Raw genomic sequence first — 20,801 nt, 5'->3', positions numbered from 1 at the left:
GATAGGATGAGTAAGGTGAAATGGTTCATTTCTTTACTGCTTTCGCTCGGGCTACTTGCCGGATGTGAAGAGGCAGCTGTAAAGCCTGAGAAGAAGGTAGAACCGAAGCAAGAAGAGGTAGCGAAACAAGAAGAACAAAAAGATGAAGCGAAGCCGGAAGAAAAAACAGAAGAAAAGCAAGCTGAATCAGAGCAAAAGCAGCAAGAAGCGCAGAAAGAGAAACAAGAACAAAAAGTAGAAGAGAAGCCGAAAGAGGAAAAGCCGCAGGCACAACCAGAGGTAAAGAAAGAAGAGAAACAACAGGAACAACCGAAAGAACAGCCGGCTGTAAATAAGCAACCAGAGCAGCAACAAGCACAAGAAGAGAAACAACAACCGAAAGCACCAGAAGTAAAAGAAGAAGCAAAGGTTGTGAATCAGCCGAAAGAAACACCGAAGCAGGAGCAAAAAGAAGATCCGAATAAAGCGGAGAAAACGATACCGACTCCGGCAGTACCAAAACCTGAACCACCAAAACCAGATCCAGTACCAGTACCGAAACCGCAAGCAAAACAAGTAACAATCTCGGTAAAAGGAAATAACGGATATATAATGGGTGCGAAAAAGATGGATGTACAAGAAGGCGACACTGTGTATAAAGTATTACAACGTACAGGATTAGATGTTGATGCAAGCGGATCTAGAGATAGTATTTATGTAAAAGGTATTAATGATTTATATGAAAAAGATATTGCGGATACTAGTGGATGGAAATATCGTGTGAACGGTGCTTTTCCAAACCATAGTGCTGGTGTAGTTACGGTAAAACCAGGAGATACAATTGAGTGGGTATACGTATTACAATAAGAAAGGCATTCGGTAAAGGGCTATGAAAATAAGTTTTTCTTCTTTACATCCTTTTGTGAATTTTTTCTATTATATCGGGGTGATGATACTATGTACGATGTGTCTTCATCCTCTTTTTTTAATTGGAGCAATAGTATTAATTATTATGTTAAATGTGATGCAAGGAAATGGCGAAAAGATAAGAAAGATGCTACCGAGCACAATTGTTTTCTTTTTTATGGTAATTTTATTTAATTCGTTATTAACGCATAGAGGTCGAACTACGTTATTTTGGTTAGGTGATAGCCGTATTAAGCTTGAGGCGATTATGTTTGGAATAGTAATGGGGTTATTATTAGTTGCAGTTATGTTTACGTTTGCGTCATACAATGATATTATTTCCAGTCATAAATTTTTATATTTGTTTTCAAGAATTTCACCGAAAGTTGCATTGTTAACGATGATTACAGTGAGATTTGTTCCTTTGTTTATAAGACGATTAAAGAAAATCACACTCGTCCAAAAAACGAAAGGTGTGCAGGTAGATTCAGGTTCGATAATTGAACGCGTCAAAAATGGTACGCAATTGCTGCAAGTATTATTAATTTGTTCATTAGAAGATGCACTGCAAACGGCAGATTCTATGCAAGCTCGTGGATTTGGTGTAACGAAGCGTACGGCGTATATTCGCTATAGAATGGAAAGGCGTGATTGGTATACGCTCAGTTATTTAATCATTTTATTTATAGCTGCTATTGTATGTAGTAATTATGGCGGAGGGAAATTGATTATTTATCCGAAAGTCGAATCTATTTTATTCCAGCAATACGATGGAATGATGTTTGTATTATTTACACTGTTTATTAGTTTACCAATTATGATGGAAGGGAGAGAATGGATATGGTGGCGCATGCAGAAATAAACAATTTATCATTTGTATATGCTGATGAAAACGAATACGCGTTACAGCATATTTCTCTTTCTGTTCAAAAAGGTGAGTTTATTGCACTTGCTGGAGGATCGGGATCTGGGAAGACGACGTTATTAAAACATTTTAAAAAGGAGTTACTTCCAATTGGTACGCGTTCTGGAGAGATATTTTATGAGGGTGTTTTAATAGAGGAAGTAGCTGATTTGTTATCTGCCCAAGAAATTGGGATGGTATTTCAAAACCCAGAAAACCAGATCGTTATGGATACAGTGATTCAAGAATTAGCATTTTCTTTAGAAAATATCGGATTACCATCACATATTATTCAAAAAAGAATAGCAGAGCTTATTAGCTTTTTAGGATTTCAAGATTTATTGCATCAATCTGTTCATACGTTATCTGGTGGGCAGAAGCAGCTTGTCAATTTAGCTGCGGTATTAGTTATGCAGCCGAAATTGCTATTATTAGATGAACCGACAGCGCAGTTAGATCCAATCGCTGCAAAAGAGTTTTTAGGATTATTAAAACGGATTAATGAAGAACTTGGAATTACGATTATTTTAAGTGAACATCGCTTAGATGAAGTTATCCCGCTTGCAACACGCGTTGTTTGTATGGATAATGGCCGTATTATGTATGATGGTAGTCCTAAAATTGTTATTACGGATATGTGGGGAGTAGAAACATTCCGTCCATTTATTCCGCAAATTCCAAGGCTATTTTTAGAGTGGAATGTGAGAGATATTCCGTTTACAGTGCGAGAGGCGCAAATGAAAATGAATGATTTTGCAGCGATATCATATGTAAATGACCCAATAGCACAAAGTGAAAAGCAAGAGGTAATTTTAAGCGCAGAGCATATTTCGTTCCAATATGAAAAAAATAGTCCGCTTATTTTACGTGATTTATCAGTTTCGATTGAAAAAGGAAAATGGGTAGCGCTCGTTGGGAAGAACGGTACAGGTAAGTCTACACTGTTAACGATTTTAGCAGGATTACAAAAAGCGAGAAGAGGAAAAGTAAAGTGGAACGGAAAAGTGATACATAAAATCGATTCGAAAGAACGGTTTAAAAGTATTGGGTATGTATCGCAGCATCCGTATTACCATTTTACATTTGATACAGTATGGGATGAGGTTTATGAACGTGCGCGTGAATTATATGGAGAACAAGGAAAAGAAATAGCAGAAGATACGCTAAAACAGTTTTGGTTGTATTCGCTTAAAGAACGCCATCCGCACGATTGTAGCGGAGGAGAGCAACAATTACTTGCGTTATGTACGACGTTATTATCAAAGCCGACTTTATTATTACTTGATGAACCGACAAAGGGATTGGATCCATGGAAGAAAGAAAGAGTAGGAGAGCTATTTAGGAAGCTACAAAAAGAAGGTACAACAATTGTAATGGCAACGCATGATATTGAGTTTGCAGCGAAATACGTGGATCAATGTATGATGTTATTTGATGGAACAGTCATTATGAATGATGCACCGAAAGAATTTTTTAGCGGCAACTTCTTTTATACAACATCTATTAATCGATTCATTCGAAAAGACTTGCCATATGCATTAACGTGGGAGGATGTGTACGAAGCTTGTCCAAACGATATGTTGCATTCATAATATGTATCTTTGCAGTAATAATCGGCACATTGCTTTTTACGACACTTGTTATGGACGGTTATTACATGTTAAGTAGTTTGTTTATATTAGCGGTTATTATGTTACCTTTCTATATCCGTTTTGAAAGAAAGGCGTTTGTTTCACGTGAAATTGTTCTCGTTGCTGTATTAGCGGCAATTGCAGCAGTAAGCCGGGTGCCATTTTCTATTTTACCAAGTGTACAACCAACTTCTTTTGTCATTATCGTTTCTGCAATTGTATTTGGAAGTGAAACTGGTTTTATGATTGGTGCTACAGCAGCAATCGTATCTAATATTTTTTTAGGACAAGGTCCATGGACACCGTGGCAAATGTTTTCGTGGGGCATGATTGGTTTTATAGCAGGTTTACTTCGTAATACATTTTTTATGAAAAAGCTATGGGGGAGACTTCTTTACGGAGTAATTGTTGGCTTTTTATTTGGCTGGATTATGAATTTCTGGGGCCTTCTCGGTTTTATACGAGAAGCAACATGGGAAACTGTCATTTCGTATTATATCGCAAGTTTTTACTTTGATTTGAGCCATGCGATTTCGAATGTTATTTTCTTATTACTATTTAGTACTTCATGGATTACGATTCTTACAAGATTTAAAAAGAAATACGGTATATTAGATGAGCATAACGTGACATAGAAAAGCATACTCATATAAGGTAGGGTCGCGACTTACATATTCGTTTGCCTCTTTCATGCTTCTTACATAATGTAAGGAGCATTTTTTTGTCAAAAAATCGTTTCAATATGCATCCGCTATTATATAAAATTATTTGTATAATTGTAGGTGAGAACTTTTTTCAAAAGGGAGGTGTATAGTTAATGAAGTTAGTTATTCCGAAGCAACATGGTGCATGGGCTATGCTTGTTATTCCTTTTTTATTAAGTGTCGTACTTGGGAAACCTACTATTTATCATATTCCATTGTTTTTAGCGTGGTTCTTTATCTATTTAGCCACATATCCATTTCTTACGTACATAAAGCAAAGACGAAAAAAAGAGTTTTTACAAGCTGCCATTGTTTATTTTATTATTGCGTTCCTATTTGGGATGATTTCTTTATTATATGAGTGGCGAATTCTTTTATTCGTAATAGTAATGATTCCATTATTTATAGTGAATATGTATTACGCTCGTCAAAAAAATGAAAGAGCACTATTAAATGATATTTGTGCGATTATTGTGTTTTGTATCGGTGGGTTAATTAGTTATTACTTTTCAATGAAGCAAATCGATCATACAGCTATATTCATTGCACTTATTTCATTTTTATACTTTTTAGGTAGTACGTTCTATGTGAAAACGATGATTCGTGAAAAAAATAATCCGAAGTATCGTCTTATATCTTGGGGATATCATATCGTATTAACGATAATTGTATTTGCGATTAATCCGTGGTGTTCTCTCATTTTTATACCAAGTGTCATTCGAGCGATTATGTTGTATGGTAAAAAAATTTCTATTATAAAAGTAGGAATTTTAGAAATTGCTAATTCTGTATATTTTTTAATCATAACGGCAATAATTATGAAGTATGCCATTTGAAAAAACTTCCCATCAATTGATGGGAAGTTTTTAATCTTTTTCTAAAATGTGAACGGTGTACTCGCAACGTTGAATAGCTTGTTCAACAGCATAAAGTGATTGTTCAATACGAGCGCGATTAAAATCTTTTTCAACTGTTTCGAGCGCTTCTTCTAAACAATTTTTAGCTTCTTGTAATGATTGAAAAGAATCTTGTACATATCCGCGAGCATTTTGATGCATTTCATAATCCTCCTTGCGTGTTCGTATATGGGTAGTATGAACAGTAAGGAAGAAAATATAATTTATTATATTTGTTTGACAATTAGAGTGGAATTACGTATAGTAAGAATTAAGTGAATATTTTCTTATCCAGAGAGGTGGAGGGACTGGCCCGATGAAACCCAGCAACCGCGATGCAGGTGCTAATTCCAGCAGAACATATTTGTTCTGGGAGATAAGACGAAGATATATACGTAACTTCTTCTTATCGGAGAGGTTTTTTTATTGCAAAAAAACCGATTACGAAAATTTATATTAAGAAGAAAGGGGTTGCGCATTACTGTGACACTCGAAAAATACGTAAAACTGCGTAGTACAGTTTATGAATATATGATAGAGCAAGATAAGCCGATATCATTGTTAGATATTCAAGAACATATCGTTTCGCATCATGAAGGAAAATTCACGAAAAAGATGTTGCATCAATTTTATTTATCAAGATTATTAGACGAACTAAAACTGGATGGGAAAATTACATTAGCTGATGAATATCTCTATGCTGAAAAAGGGGTATTGTATAAGGCGAGAAAAGGGAGCTAAGCTCTCTTTTTTTCTTAAAATAACGGAGTATGTAGAGTAAAAGACTGCTAAAGCAGCCTGATACAGGGAATGGTGTTGAGTGTGTAGTGTCAAAAATTGAATGTGCCTGAAAGAGGCAATTCATATCGGCTGCAAATGAAAAGAGACACCTTCGCCGAATAGGTGTCAGTCGTTTTGTCACGTAGACTTGCTACTTAACAGTAATTAGAATAACATGCAGGATTTTCGAAGTCAAAAGGGAATTAAAGGAAGGGGTACAATTATGTACGCTTACTTATTAAAAGATATAACGAAATGGATCCCAAAGTACATTGTAGATAAGGGATATGAATATTATGAAGATGGGCATGTAGAAGATGTTGAAATACAAGATAAAAAAGTGTTTGCTTTCGTTACTGGAAATGCAGGGAATTATGAAGTAGTTATCGATCTCGAAGATTTTTCAGAAAGTAACTGTGAGTGTCCCTATGAAAATTATTGTAAACATATGGCGGCAGTTGTTTATGATATGCAAGGTGCTGGTGAGAGTGCAGTTAAAGAGAAACTGAAAGATTTAGAAAAAGAAGAGTTACTTATATTATTAAATCGATTGTTGCAAAGTTCGAAAAACGTACAAATTGTAGAGAAGATGTTAAAGAAGGGGAAACTTTAACGTATAGAGGGAGTTGTTTTGTAGTGAACGTACTAATTATATATGCTCATCCTAGTCCTTCCAGTTTTAACGCGGCGATTTTCAATCATGTGCAAAAAGGACTACAGGAAACAAATCATTCAGTTACCGTACTTGATTTATACAAAGAACAATTTGATCCAGTCCTCGTATTCAATGAAGAGAAGAAAAGACGTGATTTAGTAAATGAAGAGGAAACTGCTCGGTACAGAATGTTAGTAGAAGAAGCAGATACACTTCTATTCATCTATCCAATATGGTGGTGGGGGATGCCAGCAATTTTAAAAGGTTTTATTGATCGTATTTTCGTAGCTGGATTTGCTTATAAATATGAAGGGGCTCTGCCGAAAGGATTATTGCAAGGGAAAAAAGCGTGGGTTATTAATACGTTAGACTCGCCTCTATGGTACGTCGCATTGTTATATCGATCAGCAGATTGGATTATAATGAAGAGAGGTGTTTTACGTTTTTGTGGCATTCGCGATATAAAACGGTCAGTGTTTCAATCTGTGAAAACGAGTAAAGTATCAAAGCGTGAGAAATGGTTATTACAAATAGAAGAAAAGGCTCGTGCATTATGAATGAAGTCGATCGTATTATAAACTGTGTTCAGTATGATGGCGAACTTTTTCGGAAGTATGTTACGTGTTTACTTCAATTGAAAAAATGTAGCGAAACATTTCAGCAAATTCAAATAGAGTTAAGAAATGATTATTTAATAAGAGGAATTTGTGAAAGAGAAGTTGATGAGGTAGTACGGGGAAGTAAAGAATATGAAATTCATTTTCTTCCTAAAGTATTACAGTGGAATTTTTTGAGGGGAAATCCACATCTAATTGAAAAAGTGTGCGAAGATTTTTTTGCATTTGAGTCATTACATCTTACGGAGTTAGAGTGGGAGAAGATTATAAAATTCATGGGAAATAAGTGATTTATTATGTAAAAAAGCTAGTATAAAACTAGCTTTTCGTTTAAATAAATAAAAAGCATAGACTAATGATGAAACCCGCATATAGTAAGTTCACAACACAAAATCCCATAATGTCACGAGCACCTAAACCAGCTATCGCTAATGCTGGTAATGCCCAGAAAGGTTGAATTAAATTCGTCCAAGCATCGCCCCATGCAATTGCCATTGCTGTTTTTGCAGCAGGTACACCAAGTTCAGCGCCAGCTGGAATCATAATTGGTGCTTGCACAGCCCATTGACCGCCGCCAGATGGAACGAAAATGTTAACAATGCCAGCACTTAAAAATGTAAAGAGCGGAAAAGTCGTTTCATTTGAAATGCTAATAAAGAAATTAGAAATAGCTCCTCCAAGTGAAAGTCCTTCACTATTTGCTCCAATCATCATGCCCATAATTCCTGCGTAAAACGGAAATTGAAGTAAAATGCCAGAAGCACTTTTCGTAGAGTCTGAAAAAGCACGAATATACTGAATCGGAGTACGGTGGAAAATAAGACCTGCAATTAATAACATAAAAATCACGATATCGAGAGTAAGGTTAAAACCTTTCGTATAAAAGTAATTGAAAATATAAATGAGACCTAACAATCCAACGCAAAGTGTAATAATAATGCTATTTTCCATCTTTTCAGCGAACGTATTTTTTTCTACTTCTTGAGCAGCAGCTTCTTCATGGAACACGCTAGGATCTACTGTAATCGTATGTTTTTCATCTGGATGCATCGCTTTATTAATGAGAGGCATCGTAATGAGAAAAATAATAACTGGAACGAGAGCGTATGGTGAGAATAACGTTTCTGTTATTGGAATCGCCTCTTTAATACTTCCAGCAGTCGTTTTAATTAACGTTTCACCGCCTGTTGCTAACGTAAGAGGGATAGAGGCAGAAAGACCGGCATGCCAAATGAGAAATCCAGAGTAAGAAGAGGCGATTGCTAGTCTATAATCTAATCCGTCCAGCTGCCTTGCCACTTCTTTTGCGTATAAAACAGATACAACAATTCCAAAGCCCCAGTTTATGTATGCACCAAATAAACTTACAATTGAAATGGCAATAATGCCTTGTCCATTCGTTTTTGGTAGTCTGGCAGCTTTCGTTAATCCTTTTTTAATAAGAGGAGCATTTGCTAAAGCAGATCCAGTCACGAGTACAAGTGCCATTTGCATAGAAAAGGCGAGGAGTCCCCAAATTCCATTACCCCAGTGATTAATCATTTCTACAGGTGTTTGGTGAGTCGCAAACATACCAAAGAAGATAACGAAAACAGTTAGTAAACATGATAAAATAAACGGTTCTGGCAAGAAGCGTTGCACTAAGGCGACGCAACCATTTGTAAAGGAACGAAACAAAATAGATCAACCTCCTTATGTATATGTATTACAATTATTCGAGGTTGTTTAGGAGATAACCTTCAATATAAAGAAAATTCAGATATTTACAGAGTGGTAATTTATTGATAGATTGATATAGAGCCTCGTATCAAATTCTGCTTTTAATATACTAGAAGAAAAACGGTTGGAAATGGGGTAGCACTTATAGGGATAGTATAGAGAAAGGTTACTAGCTGGCTTCAAAGCAACTGTTGCAAAATGGTCAAAAAATAAAGTTCATCATCCCGGAAGAAACTTTATTTTCATCTATAGAAGAAATTTTCGACCAATATGAACAGACAATCTTTGTAAGGGAAGTGTTTTAATACATTCTCCAAAAGATGTGGATGTATAAGTTAAACGCTCAATTAAAATTGTAAACTGCTTATAAAATTTTCGATAGGTGTATTTTAGGTAATTGTTTTTTCAATCTTTTCTAATAACGAAAAGATAATTGGTATAGTAGTGTAAATAATGTACTGTAATGAAAAAGCTTCCACTACTGTGGAAGCTTTTCTAAATGATGTGCAATATCAATATACATATTTGAGTAAACCGAATGTATTTCATTACTTGGCGTTGCGTTAGAAGAGAAATGAACGATCACCATATTTGTTTTTGGATCGATATAAAGTGTTTGTCCGTAACTACCTAACACTTCGAAAGCACCTTGTTCATTGTGCGGAATCCACCATTGATTATGATAAGAAATGGAAGCTCCAGGGCCAATTGCAAGTTCACCTTCTTGGACATTTTTTACACTTTCTGTAATAGAAGAAGGGAGAATGTGTTTTCCGTTATATTCACCTTTGTTTAATAGTAATTGCCCGAATTTCGCCATATCTCTAGCAGTTGCATTTAATCCAGCACTAGCTTGTTCTACTTTTGTTTCATCTGTAACGTAATACGCGTTTTCTTCCATATCAATTTGAGACCAAATTCGTTCGCTTACATTTTCAGCCAGTGATTTACCAGTAATAGTTCTAATAATCCAAGCGAGCGTTTCTGTTGATCCGTTATTGTAAGAAAAGGAAGAACCAGGCGGTGCAGTTTCTTCGGCTTCCCGTAACATATCATAAATTTTCATCGGACCGTCGTAATTTTTGCCGCGGGGTAAAATATTGCTAGCTAAATATAATTGTGCATCTTGATTTTCTAGCCCAGGTTGCTCATATCCATGAGTAGGATATTCAGCTGAAACTTGCATGTCCATTAATTGCTGAAGTGTGGCATTACCGAACGGTGTGTTTTTTAATTCTTTTATGTAAGTGTCAGCTGTTTTCTCTAAATCGATACGATTCTCTTCAGCGAGAGATTGTATAATTGCCCCGGTAAAGACTTTTGCTAATGATGCCATACCATGAGGTTCATTCTGTTTATACCCATTGAAATATCGTTCGTAAACAAGTTGTCCATTATGTACAACGACAAAAGCATCTGTTTTGTTATCATCTAAAAGTTTTTTTAGAGGAGTTGTATTTCCGAATCTACGCTCCACAGCAAAATCGTCTAAGTTTTGCAATGCGGAAGGGAAGTGAGCAATTTGGTCAGGATTGTTTTTTACGTCATTAACTAAAGTGAATTCTTTCATGTGTGTGTACGACCAACGTAAGTAAGGGTCATTTAACCAGTTTTCTTTTGTCACATTATGTTTTGATGGGGTCGTTTTATTTTGTTTGAAGTAAGTAAACCCAAGCCCTGTAATTACAAATATGAATGTTAGTATAAGTAAGAGTAGGGGAGATTTTTTTAGTTTCATATATGGCCCTCCTTTTTATTTCTACTATAAGTATACGCTCGTCTTGAAAGAAATACAAAATAAGGAAAGTAAACGGGGAAGTTTACTTTCCTTATTAACGTTAAGCGGAAATTTTTCCGTCTGTAGGTTGTTTCTTGAATTTTTGTTTTCGTCCGTGTAATCCATAATATAAAAGTAAAGTGAACGCAACGATAATAGCTGCGATAAAATACATATTATGATAACTGGATTTCGCTGCGACAATACCTAAAATGAAAGAACCAAAACCAATACCACTATCAAAGAATGAGAAATACGTAGCTGTCGCAGAACCACGTCTATGGTTTGGAGCGGCAGAAATCGCAATCGTTTGGAAACTCGGAATTAATGTTCCGTAACCTAAACCGATTAGCATACCTGCGCCAAGGAACCAAAATGAAGTTTGTGCTTGGCTTAATATGAACATTCCGATTGTGAAAATAATGATAGCAGGGTAAACGAGTACATTTTCACCGAAGCGATCAAAAATCTTTCCTGTAAATGGACGAGAAATGACAACAACAAGTGCGTATAAAATAAAGAAGTAACTTGCAATTTCACTTAAACCGAGTTCTTTCGCATAAATAGGAATAAAGGATAAAATACCACTATAAGAAAAGGCTAAAACAAATCCTGTAAGTGCAATCGGAATAGAAGATGGTTCGATTAAGTCTTTCCATTTCATTTTTTCACGTTTTTGTTTGCTAACAGGTGCTTCGTGCGGAATATCTACAAGTAGTCCTAATAAAAATGCAAGTAATGAAAATACGGAACAAACGATAAATAATACAGTAAACGAAAAATGAGAAATAATTGTTAAACCTAAAAAAGGACCAATTACCATCGGCAGACTCATAAATACGCCGAAATATGCAAGCGCTTCGCCTCGTCGATGAGCTGGCGCAACATCAGTTACAATCGTACCAGTAGCTGTCGTTGCCATCCCAAACCCAATACCGTGCAAGAAGCGAAGGGCAAGTAATAAGAATAAACTTTGCGCACCGAAATACATAACAGTAGCGGCTAAAAATAATGAAAGTGAAATAAATAATATTTTCTTTCTTCCTAAATCATCGAGCCATTTTCCTGTGAATGGTCTACATAAAACAGAAGAAATAAGAAACACAGTTGCAACTAAACCAATTTCCTCAGGTTTTCCTTTTAGGCCGTCTATGACATAGACAGGCAGAGTAGTCATAAGCATGTAAAATGTTAAGAAAAGAAATAGACTACTAAAACAAGTTCCGAGGAAATCCTTCGTCCAAAGTTTCTCACTTTGCATCGTCATCCCTCCAATTTAATCTAAATTTTTAATAATTTGTTGTAACACTTGAAATGCTTGATGTAAATCATCTTCATTAATACCTTCTAGCGTTTTTTCTTCGAAAGTATCAACTTCTTCTTGCCATACTGGAATCATCTTTATCGCTGTTTCGGATAAAGAAATGAGCTTCTCGCGGCGATCTTTACCTTCTGTACGAATAATCCATCCCATCGTTTCCATACGTGTTAACGTACGAGTCATCGTTGGTGATTCAACATTTAAATACTGGCACAATTCTGTTTGCGTACAAGAACCAGTTTGATTAATGCGGAAAATAACAGCCCATTGCGCACTAAATAACCCTGTTGGAGATACACGTTCATTAAATTTCTTCGTAAACTTTCGAGAAGTCTGGCTGACGATGTGAAAAAAATGTTGTTTTTCGTCCATGTATTTTGATCCTTTCAAATTAGTTACCTAGCTAACTATATACTTTTTTATAATAATTGTCTAGTAATAGACATGTTGATTTATGTAAAAAATTCTTATAGGTTTTATGTTGCGAACGTATATTCTACGTGCTATTCTTTAATTAAGTAAAGAATTTTCTTTCTATTAAATAGAATGGGGGAACTTGTGATGATTAAGCCTGCAACAATGGAGTTTGTTTCACTATCGAACGGAGAAACGATTGCATATCAGGAAGTTGGAAGGCGAAATACAGATATTCTTGTACTCATTCACGGGAACATGACATCGTCACAACACTTTGATTTAGTTATTGAAAAGTTGCAAGATCAATACCATATTTACGCTCTTGATTTAAGAGGGTTTGGACAATCAACGTATAATCAGTCGATAGATTCATTACAAGACTTTGCAGACGATGTAAAATTATTTATTGACGAGTTAAAGCTAGAGAAATTTTCATTAATGGGCTGGTCAATGGGTGGTGGCGTTGCGATGCAATTTACAGCGAATCACCCAACTTTTGTAGAAAAGTTAATTTTAGTAGAATCAGTAGGAATGAAAGGATACCCAATCTTTAAAAAAGATACGAATGGGCAGCCGATTGTATCAAGTTTAGTAAAGACGAAAGAAGAAATTGCGCAAGATCCAGTACAAATCGCTCCAGTATTAGATGCGATAAAAAATATGAACAAACTATATTACCGTACAGTATGGAATCTATTAATATATACACATAATCAACCTGAACCGGATCGTTATGAAAAGTATTTAGATGATATGTTAACGCAACGTAATTTCGTAGATGTGAATTATGCGCTCATTACATTTAATATTTCAGATGAACATAATGGGGTTGTAGAGGGAAGTAAACAAATTCATCGTATTAAAGCGCCAACACTCGTCATACAAGGTGATAGAGATTATGTCGTACCGCAAGTAGTCGGTGAGGAATTAGCGAAACATTTGCCAAATGCAGAGTTGAAGGTATTAGAAGATTGCGGACACTCGCCGTTTATTGATTGTTTAGATGTATTTATAAAACATGTAGAGGATTGGTTAGAACAGAAATAATCCCCGAAATGAGAAGTGTTGCATATACTATAACATTTGTATGTATAAGGGGAGATTATCAATGCATAAACCATCCTTAATCGCTTATTCGCCATATAATCATCATATCTATACAAAAATAATGATAGATCCGATGTATATGCAAGTTTCACCAGCTGTAGTTCCTTTACAAATGCAGCAGCCACTAACAGCTCATATGCAACATTACTTATATGGACCTTCATTTTATGAAAATCCATATTTTAAACACTTTCATTACAATGTGAAAGCGCAAGTTTGGGAAGGATAAGATAACAAGCTAAAAGGTTCATTCTTTTAGCTTGTTTTTTATTGCGAATATTCGTACACGCATTTGAAGAAACAGTTTATAATGAAAAGTGGAAGCATGAGAAGGAGAGGGACAGAGGATGTCAATGCGTTTTACTTTTTGGATTATGGTTGGGATTGTAGCAATCTCGGGTTTGTCACAAGGAATGCTCTTACCGGCCATTGCAATGATTTTTGAACAAGAAGGGGTTAGTTCAAGTATTAATGGTATTCATGCGACGGCATTGTACATTGGGATATTAGTTATTTCGCCGTTTCTTGAAAAACCGATGCAAAGGTTTGGAATGAAGCCGATTATTGTTATAGGTGGGTTTCTCGTTATTATTTCATTATTCTTTTTTACACAAACATTTTCATTTTGGGTATGGTTTATCTTAGATTTCTAGTTGGAGTTGGAGATCATATGCTTCATGTCGGAACACAAACATGGATCACGACAACATCAGACCCAAGTAAAATAGGGAGACAAGTATCGATATACGGTGTATTCTTTGGAATTGGTTTTGCCGTTGGTCCGTATTTAGCAAGCACTGTGCAGTACGGTCTTGCAACACCATTTATTATATCTACTATACTTTGTCTAATAGGTTGGCTTTTACTACTTCCAACAAAAAATGCATTCCCAGCGCAAGATGAAAGAGAAGCGAAGAGTGAATCATCATTTTCTCGTTATAAACAAGTTGTTGGATTAGGATGGATTGCACTGCTGGGGCCACTTGCATATGGCGTACTTGAAGCAATGTTAAACAGTAACTTACCAGTATACGCACTTCGTAAAGGGTGGTCTGTTTCAGATGTATCCTTCTTGTTACCAGCATTTGCAGTTGGGGGTATTATTACACAAATTCCGCTCGGTATATTAAGTGATAAATACGGAAGGGACCGTATATTAACTTGGACGTTTAGCATAAGTACGGGCATTTTTCTACTTGCCGCCGTATTTGATCAATATTACTGGATTGTCTTTGCCTGCATGCTTTTAGCGGGTATGGTTATTGGATCGTGCTTCTCTTTAGGGCTTGGATTTATGACTGACTTATTACCGAGACACTTACTACCGGCAGGTAATATATTATCCGGAATCGCTTTTAGTTTAGGAAGTATTATGGGACCTGTATTAGGCGGCGTATTTATAGAAAAAATACAGTATACAAGCTTTTTTATTGCGGTTATGATTATAATGGGAATTCTCGCAATGTTATATATGGTCTACATGAAAAATCAATTCGCATCAAGAAAAATAGAAAGTAGGTTAGGGCATGACAAAACAACCTAATAAAAAGAAATTTGAAGTACTTGAAAATGAAACAATTACAGACTGCTTAGCACGTATGGAACAAGAAGGCTACGCTCCGTCTCGTCGTATGGAAGAGCCAATCTTTCATGAAGTAAAGAAAGACGGCAAAACAGTAGTTGAGCCGTGCGGTAGGAAGATTGTTTTTGAAGGGAAATTGAAGTAATCCAATAACAAATTCTCTTTATAGTATAGAGCCATCCAATAGTTGGGTGGCTTGTTTTTTTATTAATCAATGAAGGAATTGAATAGAATGAATCTCTCGTTCATTTCTCCTAATTGGCTTCTTTATATGGGGCAAAAGATTGCTACTTTTTTCGTATATTGGTAAAATAAGTTCTTGGGTCTTACTTATTGTTATCGGTATAATGTTTGTCGCTTGAATGAAAGAAATTAGTTGCAAAAATTTCGCACTATGTAAAGGGGTACAGCAACATCGCCATCAAGCTAAGGAAACTAAATTGACAAAAATACATAAGAATTCTTCTCCGACTATGGAATAGTAAGGATCTTTATAAAAAAGTGCAGAGGAAATAACCCTAGCGGGCTACTATTTTTAAAATTGTATTTATTTTATTGTTCTATATGCTGCTCGTATGCAATGCCTAAAATATCAAATACTGTTTTCTTCCGATAACGATGTGATTTTCGACCATTTTTCTCAAGTAGGTGGAATAGACGAAGAAAACTTGTTATTAATTGCTTGGATTGTTCTTGTATTTGTCGATATAATACGCGGAAGTAATCATGAATCATATACATCGCTTTCCATTCACTTAATTCTTTTTGTTTTTTCACCAGTAATACTTGTCTCATTTGGAACATGACAGTAGAAGAAAGTAAGAGAGCAATTAATTTTCCATAGATATGACATTCTAATCGTTCTTTCTTCACATTTGTATTGGAATGAATGCGAAAAATAGATTTCCATGTTTTAAAGATAATTTCCACTTGCCAACGAAGAGAGTAGAATTCATGGATAGCTTCTTTAGAAACAAATTCCGATGGAATATTCGTAATGTATACATTGATACCTTGTAATTTTTTTGTTCTATCACTAAACGTCATGTTTTTCTTTTTTTCTTTATATGCTCGATCCTTTCTACGTTGTGCCTCCTGATCTGGAGTAAGCCTATAAATCACAGCTCTTACAGGTAGTAAATAATCACGTCCAACATAGACAACAGGAATTTCATACAATTCACCTGGTTGTAGATTTTCCATAATTGCTTCTAAATCAATCATCGTATATTGATATTTTTTCTTACTTGCGCCATTTTTAAAAGTAAGGACCTCTTCATTTTTTTGAAACAGTTTGGTATTCATTTTGAGTCGAGATAGATAGTAAGCCCCGTTTTGTTGAATCGCATCTAGATCTCCCAAACTAAAATACCCTAAATCCCTTATACAGAGGTCTTGTAAATCCACGGTAGGTTGAACTATTTTTCCATAATTCACATCATTTTCTTTCGCAGGCCCCAATGCGACATGTAAAAATTGACCACTTAACAAATCATATTCTAGTTGTATTTTTACCCCAGAAGCTTTCCCACTTCCACCTGAACCAGGATAAACAGCTGCGAGTTGATCGGAAACTTGAAATGTAGTGGCATCTAAAATACGAATACGTCGAAAGTACGCTGAAAAAGAAGAAGGTAGCGATATAGTGGACAATAATTGTTTTTGTAAAAGTTGAGAGAAAAGAGAACGTAAAAATTCTACTGCTTTTTCGTTTAATCTAACATTTAGTCCTTCCGGACTCATAAGGACACCTGTTTCTGATTCTAAAACACCACATAGCCGTGTCAGAGAATAACTGGCAATATCTTGGCCCATTCCTATGCATAAAGCAGCTAAATCTTGTGCTCTAAATTTACTGGTACGTTGCACAAATTGTGTTTCTTTCGCTAAATGTGTTAAAAAGTTTGATGAAAACACCTGTTGTAATTCCTTTGCAAGTAAACGGAAGTCTTTAGAATGAGATGATTTTTTCATGAATTTCCCTCCATTTTTTTATCTTTATTTTATAAAATAAAGATAAAAAGAAAAGAGATGAAACTTATGTATCCATTAGGTTCAGAAACTCATCCGATTATGATAAAAGTAAGAACAAGAGCACAAGCAGAAAAAATAGCAGCGATTTGTGATGAATATGATTTTTATTACATCATTAGTTTAGAATTAAATGAAGATCTAACAGATTTGAAAAAGGCGATGAAAGGACGCACACGTCCAATGGACATATATGATATCTGTGCTTGTAACAGTGGAAAGAAATATAAGTTCTGTTGTATGAACAAAGAAATAAGGTTAGATATATAAAAAGGAGATGCCCCTATTTTATTTGGTTTGGGGTATCTTCTTTTCCTTAGCTTGATGGCGATGGGGTACAGCAACGATCCCTTTTTTGGGAGGCACCTTAAACATAAAGCGAGAGAAGAGGCTATATGAACGATTCTTCTATCTTGTTTAAATATTAAACGAGTTACTGCAATTGGAACAGGTATATCAAACTAGTCGACATCCTGATGGATCATCTTTTTCTAGTAATCTATCACTTCTGATGGAATCGATAGATTGCTAGAAAGCGGAAAATAATTATTAGTATATTCCGAAGCAGGTGTAACAGAGTGTCCTTCCATAATTAAGGGTAAAACCAAAATACGTTGTTGTAAAGAATGATTTGTTAGAACTAGTTATAAGGAATAAAACAGAAAAGAGGATCACATGTTAGATACTTTACAGAGAAGTAAAAAGTTTTTTTTAGTATGTCTTATTTTTTTAGTGCTTTTAACCGCTTGTGGTAATACTGATGTTAAGACATCTAAAGCTTCATTACCACCGGCTGAATCCAATATAGATACATCATTAAAAGCACCAAATTGGGTAGATAAAAGTCCTATCCAACAGTCTCCTAATTTTACGGAAGATAAAAAAGTACAATCGGTTGTGAATTTAATAGCAACGGGTGATAATTTATATCATGACGCAGTAATTAAAGATGGCAAACAAAAAGACGGTTCATATGATTATAATTATATTTATGAAAATATCAAAAAAGCTGTTAAATCAAGTGATCTTGCTATCGTGAACCAGGAGACTCCGATTGCCGGAAATAATTTAAAAGTACAGGGATATCCGACTTTCAATACACCTGAAGAAGTAGGCCAATCTTTAGTGGATACTGGATTCAATATAGTGACGCAAGCGACAAATCACGCTATGGATATGGGTATTAAAGGTGTTGCGAATACAAGAGAATACTGGAAGAAATATCCGGATGTTATCCCGGTAGGTATTAATGAGAGTCAAAACGAGCGTAATGAAATAAAAACGATTACAAAAAATGGTATTCGTTTTGCGTTACTCAATTATACATATGGTACGAATGGAATTAAAATTCCAGCTGATAAGTCTTGGGCTTTAAATTTAATTGATAAAAAAGCGATACAAAATGATGTGGAAAAGGCAAAGAGTAGCTCTGATATGGTGATTGTTATGGTGCATTGGGGAGTAGAATATACCTCAACACCTTCAAAGCAACAAAAAGAAGTTGCTCAATATTTAACAGATTTAGGTGTAGATGTAGTAATTGGAAATCATCCACATGTAATTCAACCAATTGAGTGGAAACAAAATAAAGATGGACATGAAACGCTAATCTATTATTCTCTTGGAAATCTTATTTCTGCGCAAGAAAAATTAGAAACATTAGTTGGAGGATTATCTTATGTACAATTTGTTAAGTATGAAGATAAAACTTTTGGTATACGACAAGCGGCAATCGTACCGACAGTAACCGACTATGCTGATGGTAAGAAACAATTTAAAATTCAATTTTTAAAAGATTATTCGGATGAAAATTCTAAAAAACATGGAATTAAAAAATTTGTCGGCCCCGTTTCTTTGAAGGATTTCAAGGAGATTCCTAGAGACGTGTTGGGAAATTGGTATAAAGACTAATAAACAAAAAGGGAATGAGATACAATTAAAAAATTTATAATTTTAGCATTGGTATTAGCAATGGGATGGAGTCTTGCTGCTTGTAGTGGAAAGCAAACATCTCAGGCAACTACTAATAATAACGATAAAAATAAAAATGAAATACATGCGAAGAAAAAAGATGTTTTACCTATCTCTGATGTTAATGATTGGAGAATTATCCTTGTAAATAGAGAGCATATGTTATCAAAGGAACTAGGAATTGAATTAACAAGTATCACCCAAAATGCGAAGCCAAATATGAAAATAGATAGTAGAATTGCAACTTCCTATCAGGGTATGGTAGCAGCTGCAAAAAAAGAGGGAATCAATCTTTATTTAAGATCAGGTTATCGAGCTATAAAATTACAACAAACGTATTATGATGCTTCAGTTAAAAGCTATAAATCTCAAGGCTTGTCGGATAAAGAGGCTAGTGCTAAGGCATTGGAATATCTTCAGTATCCTGGTGCAAGTGAACATCATACTGGATTAGCGTTAGACATTATTTCAGTTGAATGGCAGAATACTGTAGAAGATTTAAATGCAAAATTTGAAACTACCGATGCATTCAAATGGTTAGATAAGAATGCTGCAGAATATGGATTTACTCTCCGCTATCCAAAAGATAAAGAGAATATTACTGGCATTAAGTATGAGCCATGGCACTATCGTTATGTAGGAAAAGAAGTTGCTGTTTATCTAAAAGAAAAAGGGTTAACTTTAGAGGAATATAACGAAAAAATTAAGTCTGGTAAGTAAAAATATGCTTTAATTTTATTAAACATTATGCACTGCTACAGGAAAAGGTGAATCTGAGGATGTGTTAACCTTCCGCCTAGTATTGTAAAAACTGAGTATGATAATTTGAGCACGTATGAACCAGTTATCGTGTAAAAAGATGTATGTATTAAGAAATTAAAGTTAAGGATCTGATATTCATATCAGATCCTTTTTCTATCGTTCTTTTAAGCGCGACTGAGCCAAAATATTGGAATGAATATAAAAATAAAACATCCTAAGGAATAGTATAACGAATCCGGGAGCCTACTCGTACGCTTCATTGGGATTATCCAGAAATAGTTGTTGATGAAATAAGAAAGAACTGGTCTTACTCTCTCAAGCAAGGATTTAATACGAATGAATTGGATAAAAGGTAGTAATAAAAAACACTGCGCCTGGCAGTGTTTTTTATTATTTCTGCACATAAATACATAGTCATATTGATTAAAGTTTCACTTTATTGAAGAAAAATGCGAAAGCTATTCATAAAATATGGAAATGTTAAAATCCCTTTGATAAAATAGCAATATGTAAAAATAATTATTTGTTAATTCTTAATGTAATGAATATTCATGTTTAAATATACGGATTTAACTACATAGTTATTGTGCTAAAGGGGGAGAAAGATGTTAGATGAATTGTACAATGCTTTTTTAAATGCGTCTGGTTTTACAGAAAGTGCGAGGAAACGAGATCGGTATGATGATTTACATGATTATTTAAAAGATAAAGAAAGAGAGTTAAAGCAATTCATTCAAGAGGTTGAATCAGCGAAGAGAGATTATGAGAGTAAAAGTAATGGCTTAGAAGCTAATAAAATTCCGGCAGTTGAATTTGAACAAAAACGTCATGAAAAGGATGAAGACTTAAATACAGTATTATCCTATTTTAAAAGTGCATTAAGCGATATTGGATCTGCAAAAAGTACAGCTTATGCAAAGTATTTGGAATATAAAGCGAAAGCAGAATCGGAGAAAGCGTCAGCATACGCCGCAGCGACCAAGGCTTTTGAAGAAAAGAAAAAGGAATTTGAAAACTTTATCCATTAAGCATACAAAGAATG

At 35.0% G+C, this 20,801-nt stretch carries 22 protein-coding genes, 1 pseudogene and 1 riboswitch; of the genes and pseudogenes, 17 read left to right on the top strand and 6 right to left on the bottom strand.

Translation table 11 applies throughout. The features are described 5' to 3' along the window. Positions 1-6 precede the first annotated feature (6 nt). The 5 genes from V6946_RS16870 (at position 7) to V6946_RS16850 (ending at position 4,960) form a co-directional block, all read left to right on the top strand. The gene (locus tag V6946_RS16870) at positions 7-846 is read left to right on the top strand and encodes a DUF4430 domain-containing protein (RefSeq protein WP_006922556.1); all 840 of its coding nucleotides are present in this window, start codon (positions 7-9) and stop codon (positions 844-846) included. Positions 847-868: 22 nt separating this feature from the next. Beyond that, the gene (locus V6946_RS16865; protein WP_033687086.1) at positions 869-1,747 is read left to right on the top strand and encodes an energy-coupling factor transporter transmembrane component T; all 879 of its coding nucleotides are present in this window, start codon (positions 869-871) and stop codon (positions 1,745-1,747) included. Beyond that, on the top strand, positions 1,720-3,381 hold the full coding sequence (locus tag V6946_RS16860; RefSeq protein WP_033692498.1) for an energy-coupling factor ABC transporter ATP-binding protein: 1,662 nt from the start codon (positions 1,720-1,722) through the stop codon (positions 3,379-3,381). Before V6946_RS16865 ends, V6946_RS16860 begins: the two co-directional genes overlap by 28 nt. After that, positions 3,354-4,055, top strand: coding sequence for an ECF transporter S component (locus V6946_RS16855; protein WP_000044901.1), 702 nt, complete (start codon positions 3,354-3,356; stop codon positions 4,053-4,055). Before V6946_RS16860 ends, V6946_RS16855 begins: the two co-directional genes overlap by 28 nt. 182 nt (positions 4,056-4,237) lie before the next feature. Further along, a complete protein-coding gene (locus V6946_RS16850; protein ID WP_006922561.1) occupies positions 4,238-4,960 on the top strand; it encodes a YwiC-like family protein in 723 nt (240 codons plus the stop codon). Positions 4,961-4,990: 30 nt separating this feature from the next. Here the strand turns inward: V6946_RS16850 and V6946_RS16845 are convergent, their stop codons facing one another. Next, a complete protein-coding gene (locus V6946_RS16845) occupies positions 4,991-5,182 on the bottom strand; it encodes a hypothetical protein (protein ID WP_000554032.1) in 192 nt (63 codons plus the stop codon). Between the two features lie 122 nt (positions 5,183-5,304). Then, positions 5,305-5,403: riboswitch (SAM riboswitch) on the top strand. A gap of 100 nt (positions 5,404-5,503) precedes the next feature. Between V6946_RS16845 and V6946_RS16840 the strand changes: the two genes are divergently transcribed. From V6946_RS16840 to V6946_RS16825, 4 genes are all read left to right on the top strand, one after another. Beyond that, the gene (locus V6946_RS16840) at positions 5,504-5,761 is read left to right on the top strand and encodes a hypothetical protein (RefSeq protein ID WP_000171476.1); all 258 of its coding nucleotides are present in this window, start codon (positions 5,504-5,506) and stop codon (positions 5,759-5,761) included. Positions 5,762-6,023: 262 nt separating this feature from the next. Then, on the top strand, positions 6,024-6,413 hold the full coding sequence (locus tag V6946_RS16835) for an SWIM zinc finger domain-containing protein (RefSeq protein WP_000271528.1): 390 nt from the start codon (positions 6,024-6,026) through the stop codon (positions 6,411-6,413). Between the two features lie 23 nt (positions 6,414-6,436). Next, positions 6,437-7,012: an NAD(P)H-dependent oxidoreductase gene (locus V6946_RS16830; RefSeq protein ID WP_001101580.1), complete on the top strand. Its 576-nt coding sequence runs from the start codon at positions 6,437-6,439 to the stop codon at positions 7,010-7,012. Then, on the top strand, positions 7,009-7,362 hold the full coding sequence (locus V6946_RS16825) for a hypothetical protein (protein WP_006922564.1): 354 nt from the start codon (positions 7,009-7,011) through the stop codon (positions 7,360-7,362). Before V6946_RS16830 ends, V6946_RS16825 begins: the two co-directional genes overlap by 4 nt. 40 nt (positions 7,363-7,402) lie before the next feature. On the opposite strand, the gene V6946_RS16820 is transcribed toward V6946_RS16825, so the two are convergent. The 4 genes from V6946_RS16820 to V6946_RS16805 form a co-directional block, all read right to left on the bottom strand. After that, positions 7,403-8,749: a short-chain fatty acid transporter gene (locus V6946_RS16820; RefSeq protein WP_366982199.1), complete on the bottom strand. Its 1,347-nt coding sequence runs from the start codon at positions 8,747-8,749 to the stop codon at positions 7,403-7,405. Positions 8,750-9,269: 520 nt separating this feature from the next. Beyond that, on the bottom strand, positions 9,270-10,529 hold the full coding sequence (locus V6946_RS16815) for a serine hydrolase (protein WP_006922568.1): 1,260 nt from the start codon (positions 10,527-10,529) through the stop codon (positions 9,270-9,272). 100 nt (positions 10,530-10,629) lie between these two features. Then, positions 10,630-11,829, bottom strand: a complete 1,200-nt coding sequence (locus V6946_RS16810; RefSeq protein WP_001190318.1) for an MFS transporter — start codon at positions 11,827-11,829, stop codon at positions 10,630-10,632. 15 nt (positions 11,830-11,844) lie between these two features. Then, entirely contained in the window at positions 11,845-12,261 is a 417-nt protein-coding gene (locus tag V6946_RS16805) for a MarR family winged helix-turn-helix transcriptional regulator (protein WP_000343680.1), read from the bottom strand. A 189-nt stretch (positions 12,262-12,450) separates the two neighbouring features. Between V6946_RS16805 and V6946_RS16800 the strand changes: the two genes are divergently transcribed. The 4 genes and pseudogenes from V6946_RS16800 to V6946_RS16785 all read left to right on the top strand — a co-directional run bounded on the left by V6946_RS16800 (position 12,451) and on the right by V6946_RS16785 (position 15,140). Next, the gene (locus tag V6946_RS16800; RefSeq protein WP_006920435.1) at positions 12,451-13,353 is read left to right on the top strand and encodes an alpha/beta fold hydrolase; all 903 of its coding nucleotides are present in this window, start codon (positions 12,451-12,453) and stop codon (positions 13,351-13,353) included. Positions 13,354-13,414: 61 nt separating this feature from the next. Further along, positions 13,415-13,642: a hypothetical protein gene (locus tag V6946_RS16795; RefSeq protein WP_000549500.1), complete on the top strand. Its 228-nt coding sequence runs from the start codon at positions 13,415-13,417 to the stop codon at positions 13,640-13,642. 118 nt (positions 13,643-13,760) lie between these two features. Then, positions 13,761-14,956: pseudogene (locus V6946_RS16790) on the top strand (MFS transporter). Then, positions 14,940-15,140, top strand: coding sequence for an NETI motif-containing protein (locus V6946_RS16785; protein WP_000166303.1), 201 nt, complete (start codon positions 14,940-14,942; stop codon positions 15,138-15,140). The pseudogene V6946_RS16790 and the gene V6946_RS16785 overlap by 17 nt, the downstream one beginning before the upstream one ends. A gap of 407 nt (positions 15,141-15,547) precedes the next feature. Here V6946_RS16785 and V6946_RS16780 read toward each other — a convergent pair whose 3' ends face one another. Further along, positions 15,548-16,969 carry an IS4 family transposase gene (locus V6946_RS16780; RefSeq protein WP_406622078.1) on the bottom strand — a complete coding sequence of 474 codons (1,422 nt, stop codon included), beginning with the start codon at positions 16,967-16,969 and terminating at the stop codon, positions 15,548-15,550. Between the two features lie 66 nt (positions 16,970-17,035). Here V6946_RS16780 and V6946_RS16775 point away from each other — a divergent pair, with 66 nt between their 5' ends. The 4 genes from V6946_RS16775 to V6946_RS16760 all read left to right on the top strand — a co-directional run bounded on the left by V6946_RS16775 (position 17,036) and on the right by V6946_RS16760 (position 20,787). Then, positions 17,036-17,296, top strand: a complete 261-nt coding sequence (locus V6946_RS16775; protein WP_353052701.1) for an SEC-C metal-binding domain-containing protein — start codon at positions 17,036-17,038, stop codon at positions 17,294-17,296. A 405-nt stretch (positions 17,297-17,701) separates the two neighbouring features. Further along, the gene (locus V6946_RS16770; protein WP_000887602.1) at positions 17,702-18,937 is read left to right on the top strand and encodes a CapA family protein; all 1,236 of its coding nucleotides are present in this window, start codon (positions 17,702-17,704) and stop codon (positions 18,935-18,937) included. Between the two features lie 48 nt (positions 18,938-18,985). After that, on the top strand, positions 18,986-19,717 hold the full coding sequence (locus V6946_RS16765; RefSeq protein ID WP_366982110.1) for a M15 family metallopeptidase: 732 nt from the start codon (positions 18,986-18,988) through the stop codon (positions 19,715-19,717). A 647-nt stretch (positions 19,718-20,364) separates the two neighbouring features. After that, entirely contained in the window at positions 20,365-20,787 is a 423-nt protein-coding gene (locus tag V6946_RS16760) for a hypothetical protein (RefSeq protein ID WP_006920446.1), read from the top strand. Positions 20,788-20,801: the final 14 nt, after the last annotated feature.

The sequence above is a fragment of the Bacillus sp. PPSBB_2 genome (genome assembly GCF_045291115.1).
Taxonomy (GTDB): Bacteria; Bacillota; Bacilli; order Bacillales; family Bacillaceae_G; genus Bacillus_A; species Bacillus_A cereus.
This window is presented reverse-complemented; position numbering and strand designations above follow the sequence as displayed.